We start from the raw sequence: 21281 nt of genomic DNA on the forward strand, positions 1-21281 counted from the left end.
CCGTTGCGCCACCGGCCTCGTTCACGCATGCCCACCCACGGAAGGCGTCTGCGCTTCCAGGGTTTCCAGCTGGCGTGCCACCGCTTCGGGCGACTTGGTAAACGGCGCGATCAGGCTGTAGAACGCCGGCACCACGTACAGCGACAACAACGTGGACAGCGAGACGCCGAAGATCACCACCACGCCGATGGTGGCGCGGCTGGCCGAGCCAGGTCCGCCGGCCACCACCAGCGGGATCGCGCCGACCACCGTGGCAATCGAGGTCATCAGGATCGGACGCAGACGCACCGATGCCGACTCCACGATGGCCGCATGCACGCTGCGCCCCTCATCGCGCAACTGGTTGGCGAATTCCACGATCAGGATGCCGTTCTTGGCCGCCAGTCCTACCAGCATCACGATGCCGATCTGACTGAACAGGTTGAGCGTGCCGCCGGTCAGCCACAGCCCCACCAGCGCGCCCAGCACCGCCAACGGCACGGTGAGCATGATCACCAACGGGTGCGCGAAGCTTTCGAATTGCGCGGCCAGCACCAGATACACCACCAGCAGCGCCATGCCGAAGGTCAGCAACACCGCACTGCCCGATTGCTGGTACTCGCGCGATTCGCCTTTCCAGTCCACCTGCGCATATTCGGGAAGTTCCTCCTGCGCGGCCTGCTGCGCCCAGGCAATGGCATCGCCAAGCGGGTAGCCCGGTGCCAGGCCGGCGGTGATCGTGATCGCGCGCAGGCGATTGAAACGGTTCAAGGTGCCGGCTTCGGCCACTTCGCTCAAGGTCACCAGGTTGGAGAGCGGGATCAGCTCGCCACGGTTGGAACGCACGCGAATGGCGGTGAGGTCTTCCGGCGCCATGCGGCCTTCGCGCCCGGCCTGCAGCATCACGTCGTATTCCTCGCCGTTGTCGACGAAGGTGGTGACGCGGCGCGAGCCCATCAATGCTTCCAGCGCGCCGCCGATGGCGGTGACCGGCACACCCAGATCGGCCGCACGCAGGCGGTCGATATTGACGCGCATCTGCGGGCGGGTTTCCTTGTAATCCGAGTCTGGGCCGACCAGGCCTGGGTTGGCTTCCATGCGCTGCAGGATGCGGTCGCGCCACTGCGCGATCTCCGCGTAATCCGGCCCGCCCAGCACCAGCTGGAACGGCTGGCCGCGGCTACGCACCAGTCCGCCGCTCACCTGCGTGCGCGCGCGCACGCCGCTGAGCACATTGAGTTTCTGCTGCACCTCATCGGCCACTTCGGTGGTGGGGCGGGTGCGCTTTTCCCAGTCCTGCAAGAACACGCTGACCCGGCCGGCGTGCATTTCCTCGCTGCTGCCAAAGCCGCCGGGCACGCGCGGATTAGCGCGCACGATGGGTTTGTCCGGCCCTACGAAGGGGCGCAGGATGTCTTCCACCTGATGCATCTGCCCCACCGTGTAATCGAAGCCGGCACCTTCCGGGCCGTCGATCATGATCTGTAAATTGCCGCGGTCTTCGGCCGGCGCCAGTTCGGAAGGAATGCGGCCCATCAGCCATGCGCTGGCGCCCAGCGCCAACAGCATCAGCAGCGCAAAGATCCAGGTGCGGTGCACATGCCGCTCCAGCGAGCGCCCGTACGCACCAGACACCGCCCGCATGCGCCCATCGAACCATTGGTGGAAGCGATTGGGCTTGGCCTGCCCGTGCGCGCGCAACAACTTTGACGACATCATCGGCGTCAGCGTCAGCGCCACGAAGGCCGAGATCGCCACTGCCGCCGCCAGCGCCACCGCCAGTTCGCGGAACAGCCGCCCGGTATTGCCTTCCAGAAAACCGACCGGCAGGAACACCGCCACCAGCACGGCCGTGGTCGCAATCACCGCGAACGCCACCTGCCCGGTGCCGCGCTTGGCCGCCACCAGCGGCGGTTCGCCCAGATCGATCCGGCGCTGGATGTTTTCCACCACCACGATGGCATCGTCCACCACCAGGCCGATACACAACACCAAGGCCAGCAGAGTGAGCAGGTTGATCGAAAAGTCGAACGCGTACAGTGCAATGAACGCGGCAATCAGGCACACCGGCACCGTCACCGCAGGAATCAGCGCGGCGCGCGCGCTGCCCAGGAACACCCAGATCACCACCAGCACCAGCACCACCGCTTCCACCAGCGTGTGATAGACGCGCTCTACCGCCGCATCGATGAAGGTGGTGGTATCGAAGGCGACGAAGATGTTGGTGCCCTTCGGGAGCGACTTCTGCACTTCTTCGGCCTGCGCGCGCGCTTCGCGCGCCACATCTAGCGCATTGGCGGTGGAGTTGCGCACGATGCCCAGCCCCACGTTGGGCACGCCATTGCTCTGGAAATAGGCGCGCCGCTCGGCCGAGGTGAGTTCCACCTTGGCCACGTCGCCCAGCCGCACGACGTAGCCATCGTCGCCCTTGCTCAGCGGCAGCTTGGCAAAATCCTCCGGCTTGAGATAACTGCGCTCCACCCGCAAGGTGAAATCGCGCTGCGCCGATTCGATGCTGCCGGCCGGCAATTCCACGTTCTCGTTCTGCAGCGCGGCTTCCACATCGGCCACGGTGAGCGCGCGCGCGGCCAGTTGGTCGCGGTCCAGCCAGATACGCATCGCATAGCGCTGGCGCCCGCCAATGCGCACTTGCGCCACGCCATCCAGGCTGGAGAAGCGGTCGACCAAATAGCGCTCGGCGTAGTCGGACAGCTGCAGCGTGTCCATCGTGCTGGAGCTCATGTTGAGCCACAGGATGGGGTCGGCATCGGCCTCGACCTTGGAAATCTCCGGTGGACGCGCCTGGTCGGGCATGCGGTCGGACACGCGGCTGACCGCATCGCGCACGTCGTTGGCAGCGGCTTCCACATCGCGCGATTGCACGAACTCGATGCTGATGTCCGAAGAACCATTGCGGCTGCGCGCCTCGATGGTGGAGATACCCTCGATGCCGGCCAGCGCGTCTTCCAGCACCTGGGTGATGCGACTCTCCACCACTGCGGCAGAAGCGCCGGTGTATTCCACATCCACCGAGACGATGGGCGGATCGATCGCCGGCAGTTCGCGCAAGGTAAGGCGGGTGAACGACATCACCCCCAGCACGATCAGCAGCAGGCTCATCACCACCGCCATCACCGGGCGGGTGATCGACAGGTCGGAGAGTTTCATTGTGCGGCCGCCTGCGGGCGTGGCGCTGCGGGCGCCGCTTGATCGGCAACCTTCAGGCCCGGGCGCAGCTTGCCGGTGCCATCGACCACGATGCGCTCACCGGCCTTGATGCCTTCGAGAATTTCCACCTTGCCATCGCGGCGCTCGCCCAGCCGCACATCGGCACGCTCCACGGTGCTGTCGGGCTTGACCCGGAACACGTACGATTCGCGCCCCACCTGCACCACCGCGATTTCCGGGATCACCACCGCCTGCCGCGCCGGCTGGAACAGCCGCACATCCAGCAGCATGCCCGGACGCAGCCGGCGATCGTCGTTGGGGAAGTCCGCGCGCACCGTCACCGAGCGCGTGGTTTCATCGATCCGCGAATCGATCGTCACCACCTCGCCCTGGAACTGCGCGCCCGGATACGCCGCCGCGCTGCCGCTCACCGCATTACCGAGTTGCACCAGGCCGAACTGCGATTCCGGAACCTGGAAATCCACGTACATGCGCGCCACATCGTCCAGCGTGGCGATCACCGTGCTGGAGGTGATCAGCGAGCCAGGGCTGATCTGGCGGATGCCCAGCACGCCGGAAAACGGCGCGCGCACCTCGCGGTCGATGACTTCCGCGCGCATCTGCTGCACGCGCGCCTGCGCGGCATCGCGCAGCGCGCGTTGCGTGTCCACGGTGGACTTGGCCACCAGTTGCTGGCCAACCAGACTCAACTGGCGGCGGTACAACTGGTCGGTTTCTTCGAAGGTGGCCTGTGCGGCGGTCAAGGCGGCCTGCTGCGAATTGCCGCGCAGACGCAGCAGCAATTGCCCGGCCTTGACCTCGTCGCCGCTGTCGAAATACACCTGCTCCACCACATCGCTGACCGCGGCGGTGAGCGCCACCGATTCGCGCGCGCGCACGGTGGCGATCGACTGTACGGTCGAGTTCCAGGGCTGGGCGGCCACCGCCTGCACAGAGACCGGAATGGGTTTGGCAGCGGCCGGCGTGCTGGCCTGACGGCTACAACCGACCAGCACAACGGCCAACAAGAGCGCGGCGCAAACGCGCGCGCTGGGCAGAACAAGCATCAGGACATCCTGGCGGGGTACGTCGAAAGTTTACCGACCTAGCCGCCATGAATTGACAGAAAGGGCGCGCTTTGCACCATGACCAAAGACCCTTGCTGTCCTTGGCACGATGCGCTGGTCAGCGTGACCAAGACGTGGCGGCGGATTCGCCAGACGGGAGCAACCGGTCTGCAGCAACGGCATGTATGGGGTCATACACCGCCGCTGCACACGCGTACCGCGCTTGCCTGAGGGCCGCCTGCCCTGCCGTGTTGGCCGCGCTTAGCGTTCCAGCCCCAGATATTCGAGCACATGGTGCGCCAGCGCCTCTACATTCTCACCATCGGCGTGAAGATGGATCTCCGGCGTCTGGGGTGCCTCGTATGGCGAGTCGATGCCGGTGAAATTGGGAATCTGCCCGGCACGCGCCTTGCGGTACAGCCCCTTCACGTCGCGCGCCTCGGCAACCGCCAGCGGCACGTCCACGAAGACCTCGACGAACTCGCCCTGGTCGAAGCGCTCGCGCGCCAGTTGCCGCTCGGCGCGGAACGGCGAAATGAAACTCACCAGCACGATCAGGCCGGCATCGGCCATCAGGCGGGCCACTTCCGCCACACGACGGATGTTTTCCACGCGGTCTTCGTCGGTGAAGCCCAGATCGCGGTTGAGCCCGTGGCGCACGTTGTCGCCGTCCAGGATGAAGGTGTGATAGCCCAGGGCGTGCAGGCGCTTGTCGACCAGGTTGGCGACAGTGGACTTGCCGGCACCCGACAGGCCGGTGAACCACAACACGCGTGGCGCCTGGCCCTTGATGCGCGCACGTGCGCCGCGATCCACGTCCAGATGCTGCCAGTGCACGTTGCCGGCGCGGCGCAACGCGAATTCCAGCGTGCCGGCGGCCACGGTGGCATTGCTCTGCCGGTCGATCAGGATGAACCCGCCGAGCACGCGGTTGCGCGCGTAAGGCGAGAACGCGATCGGTTCGTCCAGCGCCAGGTTGCAGTAACCCACTTCGTTGAGCTCCAGCCGTTTGGCGGCCAGCCGCTCCTGCGTGTTCACATCGACCTTGTGCTTGATGTCGCTGATGCTCACGGTGACCGTGCGGGTGCCGATCTTGAGCCAGTACGGGCGGCCGGGCAGCAACGCAGCATCGTCCATCCACAGCAGATGCGCGGCGAACTGGTCGGCCACTTCCGGCGGGTCGTCGATGGCGGCGATGATGTCGCCACGGCTGATATCGATCTCATCGCGCAAGGTCAGCGTCACCGCCTGCCCGGCGCGTGCGCTGCTCACCTCGCCGTTGGCATCGCGCACGCTCGCCACCTGCGTGCGGCGCCCGGACGGCACCACCACCACTGCATCGCCCACCTGCACCTGGCCGGCCGCAATCGTGCCCGCATAGCCACGGAACTGCGCGTTGGGACGGTTGACCCATTGCACCGGCAGGCGCAGGCCGCTCGCGGCGTCCGGCGGCTCCAACTGCACGGTGTCCAGGTGCTGCAGCAGATGCGGGCCGCTGTACCACGGCATCCGCGTCGAAGCGCTGGACAGATTTTCGCCCGCCAGCGCCGACAGCGGAATGCACTGCACCTGGTCGATGCCCAGCTGCGCGGCGAGCGCGGCGTAGCCTTCCGCAATATCGGCGAACACCTGCGCGTCGTAGTCCACCAGGTCCATCTTGTTGACCGCCAGCACCACATGCCGGATGCCCAGCAACGACACGATGTAGCTATGCCTGCGGGTCTGCGTCAGCAGGCCCTTGCGCGCATCCACCAGCACCACCGCCACATCGGCAGTCGACGCGCCGGTGGCCATGTTGCGCGTGTACTGCGCGTGCCCGGGGCAATCGGCCACGATGAACTTGCGACGATCGGTATCGAAATAGCGGTAGGCCACATCGATGGTGATGCCCTGCTCGCGTTCGGCCGCCAGCCCATCCATCAGCAGTGCATAGTCGATGCCCCCGCCCTGGGTGCCATGCCGCCGGCTATCGTTTTCCAGCGCGGCAAGCTGATCGTCGAACAGGCGCTTGCTGTCGTACAGCAATCGCCCGATCAGCGTGCTCTTGCCATCGTCCACGCTGCCGCAGGTGATGAAGCGCAGCAGCGGCTTGGATTCGTGTTGCTGGAGGTAGGCACCGATGCTGCCGGGAATTGGGAGTCGGGAATCGGGAATCGCAAAAGCGTTCTCCGCCAACGTGACGTCTTCCGGCAACCGCTGTTGCGATTCCCCATTCTCCATTCCCCATTCACTGCCCATCAGAAATACCCCTCAAGCTTCTTCTGTTCCATCGATGCGCCCGGGGCGTGGTCGATCATGCGGCCCTGTCGCTCGGAGCTGGTGCTGACCAGCATTTCGGCGATGACCGCTTCCAGCGTGTCGGCGTTGGAGTCGATGGCGCCGGTGAGCGGGTAGCAGCCCAGCGTGCGGAAGCGCACCGAGCGCAGTTGCGGGGTTTCGCCCGGATGCAGCGGCAGGCGCGCGTCGTCGACCATGATCCAGGCGCCGTCGCGCTCCACCACCGGACGCGGGGCGGCCAAGTACAGCGGCACTACCGGAATCCTCTCGCGGTAGATGTACAGCCAGATGTCCAGCTCGGTCCAGTTGGACAGCGGAAACACACGCACGCTTTCGCCCGGACCGGTGCGCGCGTTGTACAGATTCCACAACTCCGGGCGCTGGTTCTTCGGATCCCAGCGGTGGCGCGCAGTGCGAAACGAAAAGACGCGCTCCTTGGCGCGCGATTTCTCTTCGTCGCGGCGTGCCCCGCCGATCGCCGCATCGAAGCCGCCATGCTCCAGGGCCTGCTTCAGGCCCTGGGTTTTCATGATGTCGGTGTGCACGGCGGCACCGTGACTGATCGGGCCAACGTCCTGCACAACCCCGTCGGGGTTGATGTGCACACGCAGGTCCACCCCGGTCTCGGCCGCGCGGCGGTCGCGGAAGGCGATCATCTCGCGGAACTTCCAGCGTGTATCGATATGCAGCAGCGGGATCGGCGGCCGCGACGGCGCGAACGCCTTGAGCAGCAGGTGCAGCAGCACCGAGCTGTCCTTGCCCACCGAATACAGCATGACCGGAACCCGGAACTCGGCGGCGACTTCGCGCAGGATGTGGATGCTTTCGGCTTCGAGCCGGTCGAGATGGGAAAGCGGCGGCAGAGTCATCGGGATGTCGTGGATGTCGGCGGGCAGACCAGCCGATGGTAGGGCAAGGCGCGGCAGTGTGTGCCGCCCTGATGAGTGCACGAAATAAGCGCCCGGCATAACGCGATAACGGCAATTCCTTTCTGGTGGGCGCAACGCTTCCCTAACATCGTCACTCTCATCAAACTCCCCGGATCAGAATGACCGCCGCCAGTTCCACGCTAGCGCCCAGCCCCTTGCCCGACGAGCGCAAGGTACTGCTGGACCGGTTGGTCGACGGCCTGGACACCGCATCGCTGTGGTGGCTGTCCGGCTACGCTGCCGGGCTGGCGCAGGGCCATCCGCCGCGCTCGCTGGCGGTGTTGCCGGGCGGACAGGCGCACGCACTCGCCCAGGAAGGCCAACGCCTGACCGTGGTGTACGGCAGCCAGACCGGCAATGCCCGTCGCGAGGCAGAGCACCTAGCCGCCGAGGCCGAGGCCGCGGGTCTGAGCGTGCGCCTGGTGCGCGCCGACGCCTACCCCACCCGAGAGCTGGCCAGTGAGCGGCTGTTGTATGTGGTGATCAGCACCCAGGGCGAAGGTGACCCGCCAGACGATGCGATCGGCCTGGTGGAATTCCTGACCAGCCGTCGCGCGCCCAAGGTGCCCGAGCTCAAGTACGCGGTCCTGGGCCTGGGCGATTCCAGTTATGCCGATTTCTGCGGTATTGCCCGGCGCATCGACGAACGCCTGGCCGAACTGGGCGGCAGCCGCGTGCAGCCGCGCGGCGAAGCCGATCTGGACATCGACAGCGTTGCCGTGCCGTGGCGCGCACAGGCACTCACGCGCGCGCGCGCGCAGCTCAAGGGCGGCCTGCACTCGGCCACGGTCACGCCGCTGCGCAGCAGCCCGGCCACGCCGGTGTGGTCGCATCAGCAGCCGTTCGCCGCCGAGTTGTTGTCCAATCAGATCATCAGCGGACGCGACTTCAAGGGCCCGGGATTTCGCGTCTATGCGGCGCCCGGCAAGCGCGTGCGGCATCTGGAATTTTCGCTGCAAGGCAGCGGCCTGAGCTATGAGCCGGGCGACGCACTGGGCATCCGCCACCGCAATCCGCCCGCGTTGGTCGATGCGGTGCTGCAGACCTTGCGGTTGGACGGCGATGCCGCAGTCACCGTCGGCGAGCAGACCCTGGCATTGCATGCATGGCTCGCCACCCAACGCGAACTGACCAAGCTGTCGCGGCCGTTTCTCACCGCACATGCCGAGCGCGCAGGCGCGCAAGAGCTGCAAGCGCTGCTCGACCCCACCCAGACCGCCGGCCTGGCGTCGCTGCTTGCCGATCATCAAGTGATCGACGTGCTGCGCCGCTGGCCGGCGGATTGGGACCACGCCGGCCTGCTCGCCGCGCTACGTCCCCTCACCCCGCGGCTGTACTCCATCGCCTCCAGCCGCAAGCGCGTCGGCGATGAAGTGCATCTGGCCGTGGACGAGGTCACCTACCAGGCGCATGGGCATGCGCATCTGGGTGCGGCCAGCGGCTTTCTGGCCGCGCTTGGCGAAGGCGACACCGCGCCGGTCTACATCGAACCGAACGAGCGCTTCCGGGTACCGGCCGATGCCGATCGCGACATCCTGATGATCGGCCCGGGCACCGGCGTGGCACCGTTCCGCGGCTTCGTGCAGGAGCGCGCGGAAACCGGCGCCAAGGGCCGTAACTGGTTGTTCTTCGGCGCCCAGCATTTCAATACCGATTTCCTGTATCAGGCCGAATGGCAACTGGCCCTGCAACGCGGCGAGCTGCACGCGCTGGACCTGGCGTTCTCGCGCGACCAGGCCGAAAAGCTCTACGTGCAACACCGCCTGCGCGCGCGTGGCGCCGAGGTCTATGCCTGGCTGCAGGGCGGCGCGCACGTGTATGTGTGCGGCGCCACCCGCATGGGCAAGGACGTGCACGCCGCCCTGCTCGACATCGTCGCATCGCACGGCGCCCTGGATGCCGGGGACGCCGCCGCGTATCTCACCCAACTGCAGGTGGAGGGGCGCTATGCGCGGGATGTCTATTAGTGCCGAGAATCGGGAGTGGGGAATCGGGAATGGGAACAGCCCATGTCCGAGTTCTTCCGACCAACTGCGCCGCTTTTCACGATTCCCCATTCCCGATTCCCGATTCTCATGAGCCACTCTGTCGAAGACGTCAAATCCGAAAGCCGCCGTCTGCGCGGGTCGCTGGAACAGAGCCTGGCCGATGCGGTGACCGGTGCATTGCGTGAGGACGATCAGACCCTGATCAAGTACCACGGCAGCTACCAGCAGGACGACCGCGATATTCGCGACGAGCGGCGGCGGCAGAAGCTGGAGCCGGCGTACCAGTTCATGATCCGCACGCGCACGCCGGGCGGGGTGATCACGCCCACGCAATGGCTGGCGCTGGATGGCATCGCCACCCGCTACGCCAATCATTCGCTGCGCATCACCACGCGCCAGGCGTTCCAGTTCCATGGCGTGATCAAGCGCGAACTGAAGGCCACCATGCAGGCCATCAATGCCACCTTGATCGATACGCTGGCCGCCTGCGGCGATGTGAATCGCAACGTGCAGGTGGCCGCCAACCCGCTGCTGTCGCAGGCGCATGCCACGCTGTATGCCGATGCCGCGCGCGTATCCGAGCACCTGTTGCCCAACACGCGGGCCTACTACGAAATCTGGCTGGACGAAGAGCGCGTGTCCGGCTCCGGCAGCGAAGACGAGCCGATCTACGGCGAGCGCTATCTGCCGCGCAAATTCAAGATCGGTTTCGCCGCACCGCCGCTCAACGATGTGGACGTGTTCGCCAACGATCTGGGCTTTATTGCCATCCTGCGCGATGGGCAGTTGCTGGGCTACAACGTCAGCATCGGTGGCGGCATGGGCGCCTCGCACGGCGATGCCGAGACCTGGCCGCGCGTGGCCAACGTGATCGGCTTCGTGACCCGCGACCAGTTGCTGGATATCGCCACTGCGGTGGTCACTACGCAACGCGACTTCGGCAACCGTGCGGTGCGCAAGCGCGCACGCTTCAAGTACACCATCGACGACCACGGGCTGGACACCATCGTGGCCGAGATCGCCCGCCGCGCAGGCTTCGCACTGCAACCGGCGCAGCCGTTCGCGTTCGACCACAACGGCGACCGCTATGGCTGGGTCGAAGGCGAAGACGGGCTATGGCATCTGACCCTGTCGCTGCCGGCCGGCCGCATTGCCGACACCGATACCGCAGCGCATCTGAGTGGGTTGCGCGCAATCGCGCAGTTGAACGTTGGCGAGTTCCGCATGACGCCCAACCAGAACCTGGTGATCGCCGACGTACTGGCCAGCCAGCGCGCACGCGTCGATGCGCTGGTCGCGCACTACGGGCTGGATGCCGGCAACCAGTCCGCCACTGCCTTGGCGCGCGGCGCAATGGCCTGCGTGGCACTGCCAACCTGTGGCCTGGCGATGGCCGAGGCCGAGCGCTATCTGCCCGATTTCAGCGCGGCGCTGCAGCCGCTGCTGCAACAGCACGGCCTGGCCGAGACGCCGATCGTGCTGCGCCTGTCCGGCTGCCCCAACGGTTGCTCGCGCCCGTATCTTGCCGAGATCGCGCTGGTCGGCAAGGCGCCCGGGCGCTACAACCTGATGCTGGGTGGCGACCGTCGCGGGCAGCGGCTCAATACGCTGTATCGCGAAAACATCACCGAGCCGGAGATCCTGGCCGCGTTGGAACCACTGTTGGCGCGCTATGCCGCCGAACGCGACCACGCCAACGATGAAGGCTTCGGCGATTTCCTGCATCGCGCCGGGGTGATCGCATTGCCGCCCTACCCCACGCATCGTCGCCTCGACCTGGAATTGCTCGCATGACCGCGCTGCCTGCTGCATCGATCACTTCTTCCGCGTTCGACGATCTGGACGCGCTCAATGCGCAGCTGGAAGGGCTGCGTGCCGATCAACGCGTGGCCTGGGCGCTGCAGCACGGCCCGCAGAACGCGGCCTTGTCGTCCAGCTTCGGCGCGCAATCGGCGGTTACCCTGCATCTGCTCAGTCAACAACGTCCGGACATCCCGGTGATCCTGATCGACACCGGTTATCTGTTTCCGGAAACCTACCGTTTCGCCGATGCCTTGACCGAGCGACTCAAGCTCAATCTCAAGGTGTATCGCCCGTTGGTCAGCCGCGCCTGGATGGAAGCGCGCCACGGCCGCCTGTGGGAGCAAGGCATGGTCGGCATCGATCAATACAACAATCTGCGCAAGGTCGAACCAATGCGCCGGGCCCTGGACGAACTCGAGGTGGGCACCTGGTTTACCGGCCTGCGCCGCAGCCAGTCCGGCGGCCGCGCGCAGACGCCGATCGTGCAAAAGCGCGGCGAACGCTACAAGATCAGCCCGATCGCCGACTGGACGGATCGCGATGTGTGGCAATACCTGCAAGCGCACGATCTGCCGTATCACCCGCTGTGGGAACAAGGCTACGTGTCCATCGGCGATTTCCACACCACTCGTCGCTGGGAACCCGGCATGCGCGAAGAAGACACGCGTTTCTTCGGCCTGAAGCGCGAGTGCGGCATCCACGAAGAGATCTAGCGGCAGGGCCGCCCGCTGCCAGCTGCACGTGTGCGGGCGACGCGTTCACCCGCATCTGCGGGAAGCTGCATGGACATGCGAGATCCAGGATGCAACGGCAACGCGCTGCGCGCTGCACCCACTCAAAGGCGCGCGCATCAACCCGCCAAGGCATCGGCGTGCGCGCGCCGCATCCAGTAACGATCGAACGCCCACATCAGCACCAGCGACAGGCCGACCAGCGGGAAGATCAGACCGCACAGCACCAGCAACGCCATCAGGCCGCGTAATGTGCGCGGTTCGGCCGGCAACGGCGGAACGCCCAAGCCACCGCTGGGGCGGCGCTTCCACCACATCACCGCCGCGCTGACGCACAACAGCACGATGGCGATGCAGGCCAACAACAGGATCAACTGGTTGGCAGTGCCGTATTGCTGGCCCAGGTGCACGTTGATGCCCCATTCCAGCAGCTTGGCCAGCGGCCCGTAGTCGCGATAGCGCATGTCCAGCAATACCGCACCGCTGTACTGATCCAGATGGATCACCCGCTGCCGCTGCAGATCGGCCGGGTACACCGACGCGGTATAGACCCCGGTCGCACCACGCGGCGGCGCCACGCTATATCCGGGCTGGATGCCGCGTGCCTGAAAGCGCGCCATCGCGGCATCCAGGCCGATCGCGCCGCGTCCCGGCGCAGCGAATCCAGCCGAATCGCCGTGATCGGCATGGGCGTTGTCTGCCGAGTGCGCGTGTCGGGCCGCGTGCTGCGACTGCGCCAGGTGCCCTGCGTGATCTTTGTTGCCTGCGTGGGCTGCATTTGCCGAGGGCGCGCCATGCCCGGAGTGCTCGACATGGTCGTCGGCCACCTGCGACGCAGGTGCTTGTTCGCCATGCGCGTGTTGTTCCGCCGCGCCAGCGCGCTGGGCAGGCACCACCGATTCCGGCAGGCGCGCCTGCCGCAACGACCACGCGGGCTCGCCGCTGTCGGCCAAGCGCTGCTGCGACATCGGCTGCTGCACGCGCAACCCGGCGGGATAGCCGAAATCATGCCCATTGGCCCAGCGATTGACCTGCGCACCCCACAGCCACGACCACGGCATGCCGGTCAGCGCCAGAAACAGCAGGATCGCACCAACCCCGGCACCGGTCACTGCGTGCAGGTCGCGCCAGAACAGCCGCTGCTTCGGCTTGCCGCGCACGCTGATCACATCGCCGCGTCGTCCGCGCGGCCACCACAGATACACCCCCGTGAGCACCAGCACGATGGCCCATCCGCCGGCCATTTCGATCAGGCCACGGGCATATGGCCCCACCAGCGCAAGACTGTGCAGCCGGCGGATCGTCCAGCTCAGCGTGCCGTGCTCGGGCAAGGCGCCCAACACCCGCGCACGGTATGGGTCGACATACACCACCTGCCGCACGCCGTGCGCGTCCACCAGCCCGATTTCGGCGCTCGCATCGACGCGTTTGGGCGTGGTGTACACAAACACGCTGCCGCCGTAGCGCCCTTGTGCAGCGGCAACCAACTGCTGTGCGGGCAGGCGCGCATCGCCTACCGGCACCACCTTCAACCCGTGGTGCACGCTGCGGTCGATGGCGTCCTGGTACAGGAACGCAGCCCCGGTCACCGCCAGCCAGATGATGAAAGGCAGCACGAGCAGCCCGGCATAAAAATGCCAGCGCCACACCGCGCGATAGAAGCGCCAGCGACTGGCTTGGCGTGCCTCGTCCACGCCACCGTGGTCAATCGTTGCGTGCATTAGAAGCTCCAATCCCACGACACCGACAACGCACGCCCATCGCCGGGCGAATAACCGGAGCTGCCGCTGTCGTACCAGGCGTACACATACGCGCGATCGGTGACGTTGCGCAGTTGCAGGCTGAGGGCATTGCGCGCATCCACCGCCCAGCGCGCGCCCAGGTTGAGCAAGGCGTAGCCGCCGGTGCGGCCCAACGTGTTGGTGCGTTCCAGGTAGTAATCGCCTTGTGCGTTGCCCCAGGCGCTCACCTGCACCGACGAACTGACCTGCCACTCCAGCCCGGCGGTGGCCAACCAGTGCGGCACGTTTTCGATCTCCTTGCCGCGCGTGGCCGGGGCGCTCGGATCGGGCGTGGCGATGCTGGCCTTCTGCCGCGAATACGAAACCCATGCGCGCCAATGCTCGGCCGGCTGCAGGTTGAGCTGCGCATCCCAACCGCGCCGCAGGGTACGGCCGACATTGGCCACATCACCGATGCCGACCACGCCATTGACGCCAAAAATGGTCGCCACCTCGCCGGAGGCGCGCTGCTCCCAATACGCCAGGCGCCCATCCAGCAGGGACGACGGTGCCAACTTCAAGCCGGTCTCCCAGCCGTCGTTGATCGAGGGCCCCAGATTGCCGGGCTGGCGACGGTAGGCGCCATCGCCGCTGCCGATCTGGAACGTGCGCCCCCAGTTTGCATACACGCTGCCCTGCTCGCCCACGCGGTAGCTGGCACTGAACTTGGGTTGCTTGATGGTGCCGTAGTCGTAGGTTGGCGCAACGACGCCAGCCAGCACGTCGTGCAGCTGTCCATCGACACGATCGATGCGATACCCCGGCACCAGCTGCAGGCGTGCAATCGGGGTCAGCACCGCCTGCACATACGCACCACGCGTGCGCAGGTCGTAGTCCCAATCGCGCAGCTGCGCCCCGCGCACACGCGCCACGGTGCGATGCCGCTGCGATTGGTTGTCCTGCCACTGCGCATCCACCCCGGCTTCCAGGTTGGCCTGCAGCGCGCCCCAGTCCGGCTGCCAGTTGCTACGCAGCAGCAGCCCGCGATGGGTTTCGTCGGTATCGCGTTCCTGCTGCAGCCCGGCCGCAGAAAACCGCACCCAGCGTTGATTGTGGTAGTCGTTCTGGTAGGCCTTGGCGCTCCATTGCGCCTGCTCGCCGAGCGCACCGTCCGCATGCAACGCGGTCTGGCGCAGGCGACGCTCGCTGCGGTCGTCCTGCGCATAGTCCGGCGAGCTGCGCGGCGCCGCACGTGCGGTGGCCGCATCCAGATAGCCGGCTTCCAAGGCATGGTTGTCGTAGTACCGCGTGGTGAGCCCTGCGCGGAATGCACCGTCCGGGTCGGTGTAGAACCACTTGCCCGCCACGCTGCGTTTGCGTGCGTCGGCATGATCGCGATAGCCGTCCGAGTCGCGCCAGGCCAGCACATAGTTCTGGCTCCAGGCGCCCTGTTCGAAGCCTTTGCTCAGTTGCACCTCACGCGCATCGAAGCTGCCGGCCGTCACGCTCAAGCGGCCGTCGTTGCCGCCGGTACGGGTGAGCACGTCCACGCTGCCGGCAATGGCATTCAAGCCATAGCGCGCGTCGTTGGTGCCGCGCACGATCTCGATGGCGCTGATGTCCTGCGGAAATACCGCGTCCAGATACGGCATGGCGCCGGCATTGTCGTTGCTGGGGATGCCGTCGATCAGCAGTTTCACCGCATTGATGCGTCCCTCGCCATTGAATCCGCGGAACGAAAAACGCCCTGCATCGGTACCCATGCGGAACTGGGTAACCTGCACCCCGGGCGCGCGCATCAGCAGCTCCCAGCTGTAGTCCACATGCTGATCGTGCAGCAGCTCGCCGCCGATCACATCCACCGAGCTCAGCACGCGCGCCGTACTCGGGCTGCGCTGCGCATGCTCGCTCACCTGCACCTTGCCCAGGGTGAGTGCCGCGTCTTGCGCCTGCACATCGCATGCAGGCCCCCACACCAACGCCAACGACGGCGCGCACCACATCGCTTTCAACAACCGCAGACGCATGACCAACCCTTCGCCGTGACTGCACGGCCGCACAGCCGTGCGCTGCCACCGTCGCGGCGCGCATCGGCATCACTGGATAAGAAGCGAGTCGCCCGCACTGCCCGGCAGTGACGCCGACAACCTCAGGCGCGCACGGGGCATTGCTGCATGGACGCCCGCACAGGGGCCAGCTTATGCAGCCAGCGGTGGTCCGCGTGCGCCGAGTGCGGCCCATCGAAAGACCGCGCGTGCGCTTGCCTGGGTGACCGCCGGAGCCGGCGTCGGCCGCAACTGCAGCAGGCACAGCAACGCCACGATGAGCACTGGCAGCAAGCGTGCGGCCAAGACGCAGTAATCGCAGGCTTCACCATGCGTCGCTGCGTCGTGGCTGCCGGCGTGCTGCGTGTTCACTACGGCGCCGGGGTGCGCGTCCACGGCCATAGCTGGCGGCTGGGTTCGATGGCCGGCATGCAGCGAGCTCTCTGCCGACAGGGCCGGAACGCCCATGCACATCGGCTCGATCGGCTGCGCCTGGCTCCAGCGGCTGATCAGCGGAGCGACCAGCATCAGCACCACCGCCAGACAGGCAAGCAGGGGCAACAACCGGTGGCGACGGGACAAACGCAGCATGCCTGGAAGTGTAAGCCGCCACGCAAGCCGGGGCGATGGTCGCGGCCGATGCGCGACCGGATGTCGCACCCGGTTGCACCGGTCGCCCCGAATGATCCGCGCCCAGGCATGCGCCGGAGCCGGCGCGCCAGAATCGGCTGGGCCTGCTGCTTCAGCTTCCGAGCCCGTTGACCACACGCCGGACGCGTCACGCGTCGCCGTGCTGGTCGGCAGTCACACTTTCGTCCGGCCTCTGTGACCGTAGACACATGATGGGCCTTGGCATGCCCTATGCTTGCCGCTTCCACCCTGTAGCTGCGCGCATGAGCACCGTCCTGTCCGATCGAGCGGCCGAACCGCTTCCCTGCGCACCCAAGCCTCCCAGCGAAGCATTGCGTCTCCAGGCGCTGCGCAGCTACGGCATTCTCGACACCCCGCGCGAAGCGGCCTTCGAAGACATCACCCGGCTTGCCTCGATCATCTGCCAGACGCCGATCGCGCTGATCAGCCTGGTCGACGCGGACCGCCAGTGGTTCAAGAGCGAGCTCGGGATGGGCGAGCGCGAGACCCCATTGTTCAAGTCGATGTGCGCGCACGCGCTGCTCGACAACGATGTGCTGGTGGTGCCGGACACACGCGAGGACATCCGCTTTTCGCGCAACCCGCTGGTCACTGGCGAAGCACCGCTCTATTTCTATGCAGGTGCCTTGCTGAAGACGCCCGACGGCCTGCCGCTGGGCACGGTCTGCGTCCTGGACCGGAAACCACGCCAGCTCACCGATGAGCAGGTGGAAGCCCTGCGTGCACTGGCTCGCCAGACCATGGCGCAGTTGGAACTGCGCCGCGCACTGGCCATCGCCGAGGAATCGGATCGCTACCGCAGCCGCCTGATGGCCATCGCCGGGCATGATCTGAAGACCCCGCTGCGCACTGCCGCCTACGCCATCGACAAGATGCGCCGGCATGCCAACGTCGACTCCATTCCGACCTTGGTGACCGCACGCGATGCGATCAGCCTGGTCGGCCGCAGCCTGGACGAGCTGGCCACGCTGGCCGCCGCGAGCGAGGCCGCCATGCCGGACCTGCAGCCGCTGCAGCTGGAAGACGTGCTGCATTCGGTTCTCGGCGTGTGGCGTCAACCGGCCATCGACAAGTACCTGGCCCTTCGCTACGTGCACACCTCGCTGCGCGTGCGCAGCCACCCCACACTGCTGACCACCTTGATCGGCAACCTGGTCGGCAATGCCATCAAGTACACCGAGCGTGGCCGCGTGCTGGTCGGCACTCGTCGCCGCCCCGGTTTTGCGGAAGTGGACATCATCGACAGCGGCATCGGCTTGAACATGGACCATCCCGAGCAGGTCTTTCAGGCGTTCCGCCAGGCCGACCCGCGCAGCGACGGTTTGGGCATCGGCCTGTGGATCGTGCATCGCACTGCCGAGACGTTGGGCTGCGAGGTGGACGTCCGGCCACGGCCGCAGGGCGGCACCTGTTTTTCGGTGCGGATTCCCTTGGCTTGACGATGCGTGGCTCGCAGCGTGTTCGGGCTGCGCGGCGTACGCCTGGGGTCGCACCGGTTGGGGCATCGGGCTATGGCCGGACCAGAGCGCGCCGGCCCTTGCATCGCGTCGAGCCGACGTTGCAGCTGCCCGCGCCACGCCAAGTCGCGCGTCAACGGCGACCGCTGAGCCCCGGCAACCCGCCGCAGGTGTAAGAATCCAGCCCGGCCCTGATCGCGCACTGCCTGCACTGCATCGGGCACGGCTTGGCGCTGTTCCAGCTTCAACCGGGATGCCGCTGCGGGACACAAAAAAAGGCGGACCCGGGCTCCCGACCCGGGTCCGCCGCCAAGCACGCCAGGCCTCTCCCCAGGGACCCGGATGCGCCAGTCGCCCTGTGCACAGCCTCGTGCAACAGTGATGCGACAGCGCTAGCAACCCTTCGACGACACCGCGAAACACACCGGCAATGCGATCCCCTGCATCGCCAGCTCTGCGCCGTCCACCCCTAGACGTTCGAGAGTGTCGCGTCATGGTTGCTATAAAGGTTTTCGACAACGCAGCGCGCAACTTGATGCGCCCGGTCGACGCCGGCTGCATCGCCCTGACACGGGTAGGGAAAATCACCCACAGCACACCTGGCAGCGCTGTCGGGAACGCACGCATCCCTTTGATCCTGCAGGCATTTTTTTGCTGCGATTGCGCTGCAGCGCAGCACCGAAGGTCGCGCGCACGCACCGATGACGCGGCCGGTGGCCCATGCTTGGAACGACCATGCGCGCACGTCCTCTCCGGCTCCGGTGCGCCGTCGATGTCGCCCGACGACTGCTCGTCAGGGGCGCGCTAACGCTATATCGCCGCCTCAGGCCCCGGACGCATCCGCATCCTGGCGCGCGAACCATTCGGCCGAATGCACCTCCTCGGCCGCAACCTCCAGCGCCTTGCGCAGCACGTCCAGCGGAATCTGCACACGCGCGCTGCCCGCCTGCACCGCCACCCATAACGCTTCGTCGCGCGGGTCGGCCAGCACCGTCATTACCTCATGCTCGCGGCCCTCGATGCTGGCCGATAGTTGCAGCGACATGCCGCCGTCCGGCTCGGACGACCATAGTCTGCTCAGTGCCGGACGCAATGGCTCGGTCATCGTGCCGCTCAGCTGGTGATGGTCTGGGTCAGCGATTCCCAGGTCGGCGGCAGTGGCCAGTTCGGTGCCTGATTGCCGTCCAGCACCCGGCGCAGATCGCGCTTGTCGATTTGCGGCGCGAGCACATGCACCAGATCCAGGGCATAGTCGCGCAGCACGCGGTCGCGCGGCAGCACCGCCCAGGCAATGCACTCGGCAATCGGCGCGGGCGCCGGCCAGGCGCGCAGATCCTCGTCGAAGGCATTGACCGCCATTTCCGCGACCAATCCCACGCCAAGCCCTGCGCGCACATAGGTCTTGATCAGGTCGGCATCCAGCGCGGTCAGCGCGATGCTCGGCTCCAGCCCCACCTGCGCAAACGCGCGCTGCAGCGAGGAGCCCGGCCGGGTGGAGGATTCGTAACTGATCAGCGGATGTTCGGCCAGCGCGTGCATGTCCGGCGCCGTGCGTGGGTGATCCAGTGCATGCCCCCGCGGCACCACCACCAGCCGCCGCCAGCGGTAGAGCGGCACTGCGATGCCGGCGCTCGGCTCGCCACCGGCGGTGCTGACCACCGCGATGTCCGCATCGCCCTGGCTCAGCAGATCCAGGGCTGCACTTTCGGCGGCCTGCTGCAGATGCACGCTCACTTGCGGGTAGGCATTCTTGATCTGCGCCACCGCCGGCGGCAGCACGAAGCGCGCCTGGGTGTGGGTGGTGGTCAGGGTCAGCTGGCCCTGGCTTTCGCGGCGCTGGTTGGCGGCATAGGTGCGGATGTTGTTGGCCTCCGACAGCACCGCACGCGCGCGCTCGATCACTTCCACACCGGCCGGCGTCACCGCATCCAGGCTGCGCCCCTTGCGCACGAACAACAGAAAGCCCAGTTCGTCCTCCAACTGCTTGAGCTGCTTGGACAGGCCGGGCTGGGTCGCGTGCACGCGCGCGGCGGCCAGCGTGATGTTCAGCTCGGCATCGGCGATGGCCACCAGATAGCGAAGTTGGGTCAGCGTCATGGGCTTATATCCAAAAAAGCGCGAGGCGCTACAAGGGATTCGACTGTAGAGGAGTTCTGCGGGCCAGCTTATAACCGAACGCTATTTTTAGGATGTATGAAGTCATTTCCGACGGCTATAAGCCGGCGTTACGGTCTGGCCCTCCCCCAACGATGCTGCCGACCCGTGACTCCTGCGTTCCCGCTGCTTGCCGACCTGCGTGGCCGTGCCGTCCTGGTGGTCGGCGGCGGCGCCGATGCCGAGCGCGCCACTGGCCAGTTGCTGCAGGCCGGTGCGCTGCCGCTGGTCGGCGCGCCCGAGCTCTCCGCGCAGTTGCGGCACTGGGCGCAGGCAGGGCGGCTGCGCTGGTTGGCCGGCCGGTTCGACCCGGCATGGCTGGCGCAGTCCGACCAACCGCTATGGCTCACCATCGCCGCCAGCGAATCGGCAGCGCTCAACGACGCCCTGCGCCAGGCAGCAAGTGCCCATCGGCTGCTGACCCACGCCGCAGCGCCTGCGGCGTCCGCAACGGTTCCTGCGCGCTCCACAGGATCGCGCCGCGCGATCGGCACGCTGGTACCCGGCAACGTAAGCCTGGTCGGCGCAGGCCCCGGCGATCCGGGCCTGCTCACCCGGCATGCGCTGCGCGCACTGCGTCAGGCCGAGGTGGTGCTGCACGACCGCCTGGTCAGCCCGCAGATCCTGCGCCTGGCACGGCAAGGCGCGCGCCTCATCGAAGTGGGCAAGTCGGCGCAAGGCCATAGCACCCGGCAGGAACAGATTCACGCCCTGATGCTGGAACACGCCCGCGCCGGTCGCCGCGTGGTACGGCTGAAGGGCGGCGACCCATTCGTGTTCGGCCGCGGCGGCGAAGAGCTGGAATTCCTGTGCGCGCACGGCATCGGCTTCCAGGTGATTCCCGGCATCACCGCCGCCATCGCCTGCGCTGCCTATGCCGGTATCCCGCTCACCCACCGCGACCACGCGCAATCGCTGCGGCTGATCACCGCGCACTGCAAGGACTCGCTGGACACGCTGGACTGGCAGGCGCTCGGTCAGGAGCGGCAGACGCTGGCCTTCTACATGGGCGTGGCCGGCCTGGACGCCATCCAGCAGCGGCTGCTGCAGGCCGGGCGCGCAGCCTCCACCCCGTTTGCGCTGGTCGAAAACGGCTCGCGCCCGCAGCAACGCGTGATCACCGGTACGCTCGCCAGCCTGGCCGCCAGCGCCCGGCAGCACGCCGTGACCGCACCGGCGCTGCTGATCCTGGGCGAGGTAACGGCACTGGCGCAGACGCTGCATTGGTTCGGCAGCGCGCCGCTGAGCGCCTCGTCGCCGCACTCACCCGGCGCAACGCCCCACACGCCCACACTGGCCCACGCAGCCTGA

14 protein-coding genes are annotated in these 21281 nt (G+C 66.8%); 5 read left to right on the forward strand and 9 right to left on the reverse strand.

The window, feature by feature from the left end; all coding sequences use genetic code 11:
• Positions 1-21 precede the first annotated feature (21 nt).
• From ACCQ00_RS16235 to cysD, 4 genes are all read right to left on the reverse strand, one after another.
• Entirely contained in the window at positions 22-3147 is a 3126-nt protein-coding gene (locus ACCQ00_RS16235; protein WP_039573653.1) for an efflux RND transporter permease subunit, read from the reverse strand.
• Entirely contained in the window at positions 3144-4214 is a 1071-nt protein-coding gene (locus tag ACCQ00_RS16240) for an efflux RND transporter periplasmic adaptor subunit (protein ID WP_039573656.1), read from the reverse strand. Before ACCQ00_RS16240 ends, ACCQ00_RS16235 begins: the two co-directional genes overlap by 4 nt.
• 261 nt (positions 4215-4475) lie before the next feature.
• On the reverse strand, positions 4476-6434 hold the full coding sequence (gene cysN, locus ACCQ00_RS16245; protein ID WP_369908123.1) for a sulfate adenylyltransferase subunit CysN: 1959 nt from the start codon (positions 6432-6434) through the stop codon (positions 4476-4478).
• A 17-nt stretch (positions 6435-6451) separates the two neighbouring features.
• Positions 6452-7360 (reverse strand): sulfate adenylyltransferase subunit CysD, encoded by a 909-nt coding sequence (gene cysD / locus ACCQ00_RS16250; RefSeq protein WP_022558614.1) that lies wholly within the window; start codon positions 7358-7360, stop codon positions 6452-6454.
• Positions 7361-7539: 179 nt separating this feature from the next.
• Here cysD and ACCQ00_RS16255 point away from each other — a divergent pair, with 179 nt between their 5' ends.
• The 3 genes from ACCQ00_RS16255 to ACCQ00_RS16265 all read left to right on the forward strand — a co-directional run bounded on the left by ACCQ00_RS16255 (position 7540) and on the right by ACCQ00_RS16265 (position 11924).
• Positions 7540-9387, forward strand: a complete 1848-nt coding sequence (locus tag ACCQ00_RS16255) for an assimilatory sulfite reductase (NADPH) flavoprotein subunit (RefSeq protein WP_039573661.1) — start codon at positions 7540-7542, stop codon at positions 9385-9387.
• A gap of 108 nt (positions 9388-9495) precedes the next feature.
• Entirely contained in the window at positions 9496-11202 is a 1707-nt protein-coding gene (cysI, locus tag ACCQ00_RS16260; protein ID WP_039573663.1) for an assimilatory sulfite reductase (NADPH) hemoprotein subunit, read from the forward strand.
• Complete coding sequence (locus ACCQ00_RS16265; RefSeq protein ID WP_039573664.1) at positions 11199-11924, forward strand: phosphoadenylyl-sulfate reductase; 726 nt, start codon at positions 11199-11201, stop codon at positions 11922-11924. The genes cysI and ACCQ00_RS16265 overlap by 4 nt, the downstream gene beginning before the upstream one ends.
• Before the next feature lie 137 nt (positions 11925-12061).
• On the opposite strand, the gene ACCQ00_RS16270 is transcribed toward ACCQ00_RS16265, so the two are convergent.
• From ACCQ00_RS16270 to ACCQ00_RS16280, 3 genes are all read right to left on the reverse strand, one after another.
• On the reverse strand, positions 12062-13663 hold the full coding sequence (locus tag ACCQ00_RS16270; protein ID WP_372353984.1) for a PepSY domain-containing protein: 1602 nt from the start codon (positions 13661-13663) through the stop codon (positions 12062-12064).
• Complete coding sequence (locus ACCQ00_RS16275) at positions 13663-15666, reverse strand: TonB-dependent receptor (RefSeq protein ID WP_372354145.1); 2004 nt, start codon at positions 15664-15666, stop codon at positions 13663-13665. The genes ACCQ00_RS16270 and ACCQ00_RS16275 overlap by 1 nt, the downstream gene beginning before the upstream one ends.
• Before the next feature lie 195 nt (positions 15667-15861).
• Positions 15862-16299, reverse strand: a complete 438-nt coding sequence (locus ACCQ00_RS16280; RefSeq protein WP_039573673.1) for a DUF2946 family protein — start codon at positions 16297-16299, stop codon at positions 15862-15864.
• Between the two features lie 302 nt (positions 16300-16601).
• Between ACCQ00_RS16280 and ACCQ00_RS16285 the strand changes: the two genes are divergently transcribed.
• Complete coding sequence (locus ACCQ00_RS16285) at positions 16602-17798, forward strand: sensor histidine kinase (protein ID WP_017155473.1); 1197 nt, start codon at positions 16602-16604, stop codon at positions 17796-17798.
• Positions 17799-18639: 841 nt separating this feature from the next.
• On the opposite strand, the gene ACCQ00_RS16290 is transcribed toward ACCQ00_RS16285, so the two are convergent.
• Both ACCQ00_RS16290 and ACCQ00_RS16295 read right to left on the reverse strand, forming a co-directional pair.
• A complete protein-coding gene (locus ACCQ00_RS16290; protein ID WP_039573676.1) occupies positions 18640-18921 on the reverse strand; it encodes a hypothetical protein in 282 nt (93 codons plus the stop codon).
• A gap of 8 nt (positions 18922-18929) precedes the next feature.
• A complete protein-coding gene (locus ACCQ00_RS16295; protein ID WP_003487249.1) occupies positions 18930-19913 on the reverse strand; it encodes a LysR family transcriptional regulator in 984 nt (327 codons plus the stop codon).
• A 165-nt stretch (positions 19914-20078) separates the two neighbouring features.
• Between ACCQ00_RS16295 and cobA the strand changes: the two genes are divergently transcribed.
• Complete coding sequence (cobA, locus tag ACCQ00_RS16300) at positions 20079-21281, forward strand: uroporphyrinogen-III C-methyltransferase (RefSeq protein WP_080949059.1); 1203 nt, start codon at positions 20079-20081, stop codon at positions 21279-21281.

The organism is Xanthomonas sp. NCPPB 3761 (assembly GCF_041475705.2).
GTDB lineage: Bacteria > Pseudomonadota > Gammaproteobacteria > Xanthomonadales > Xanthomonadaceae > Xanthomonas > Xanthomonas phaseoli.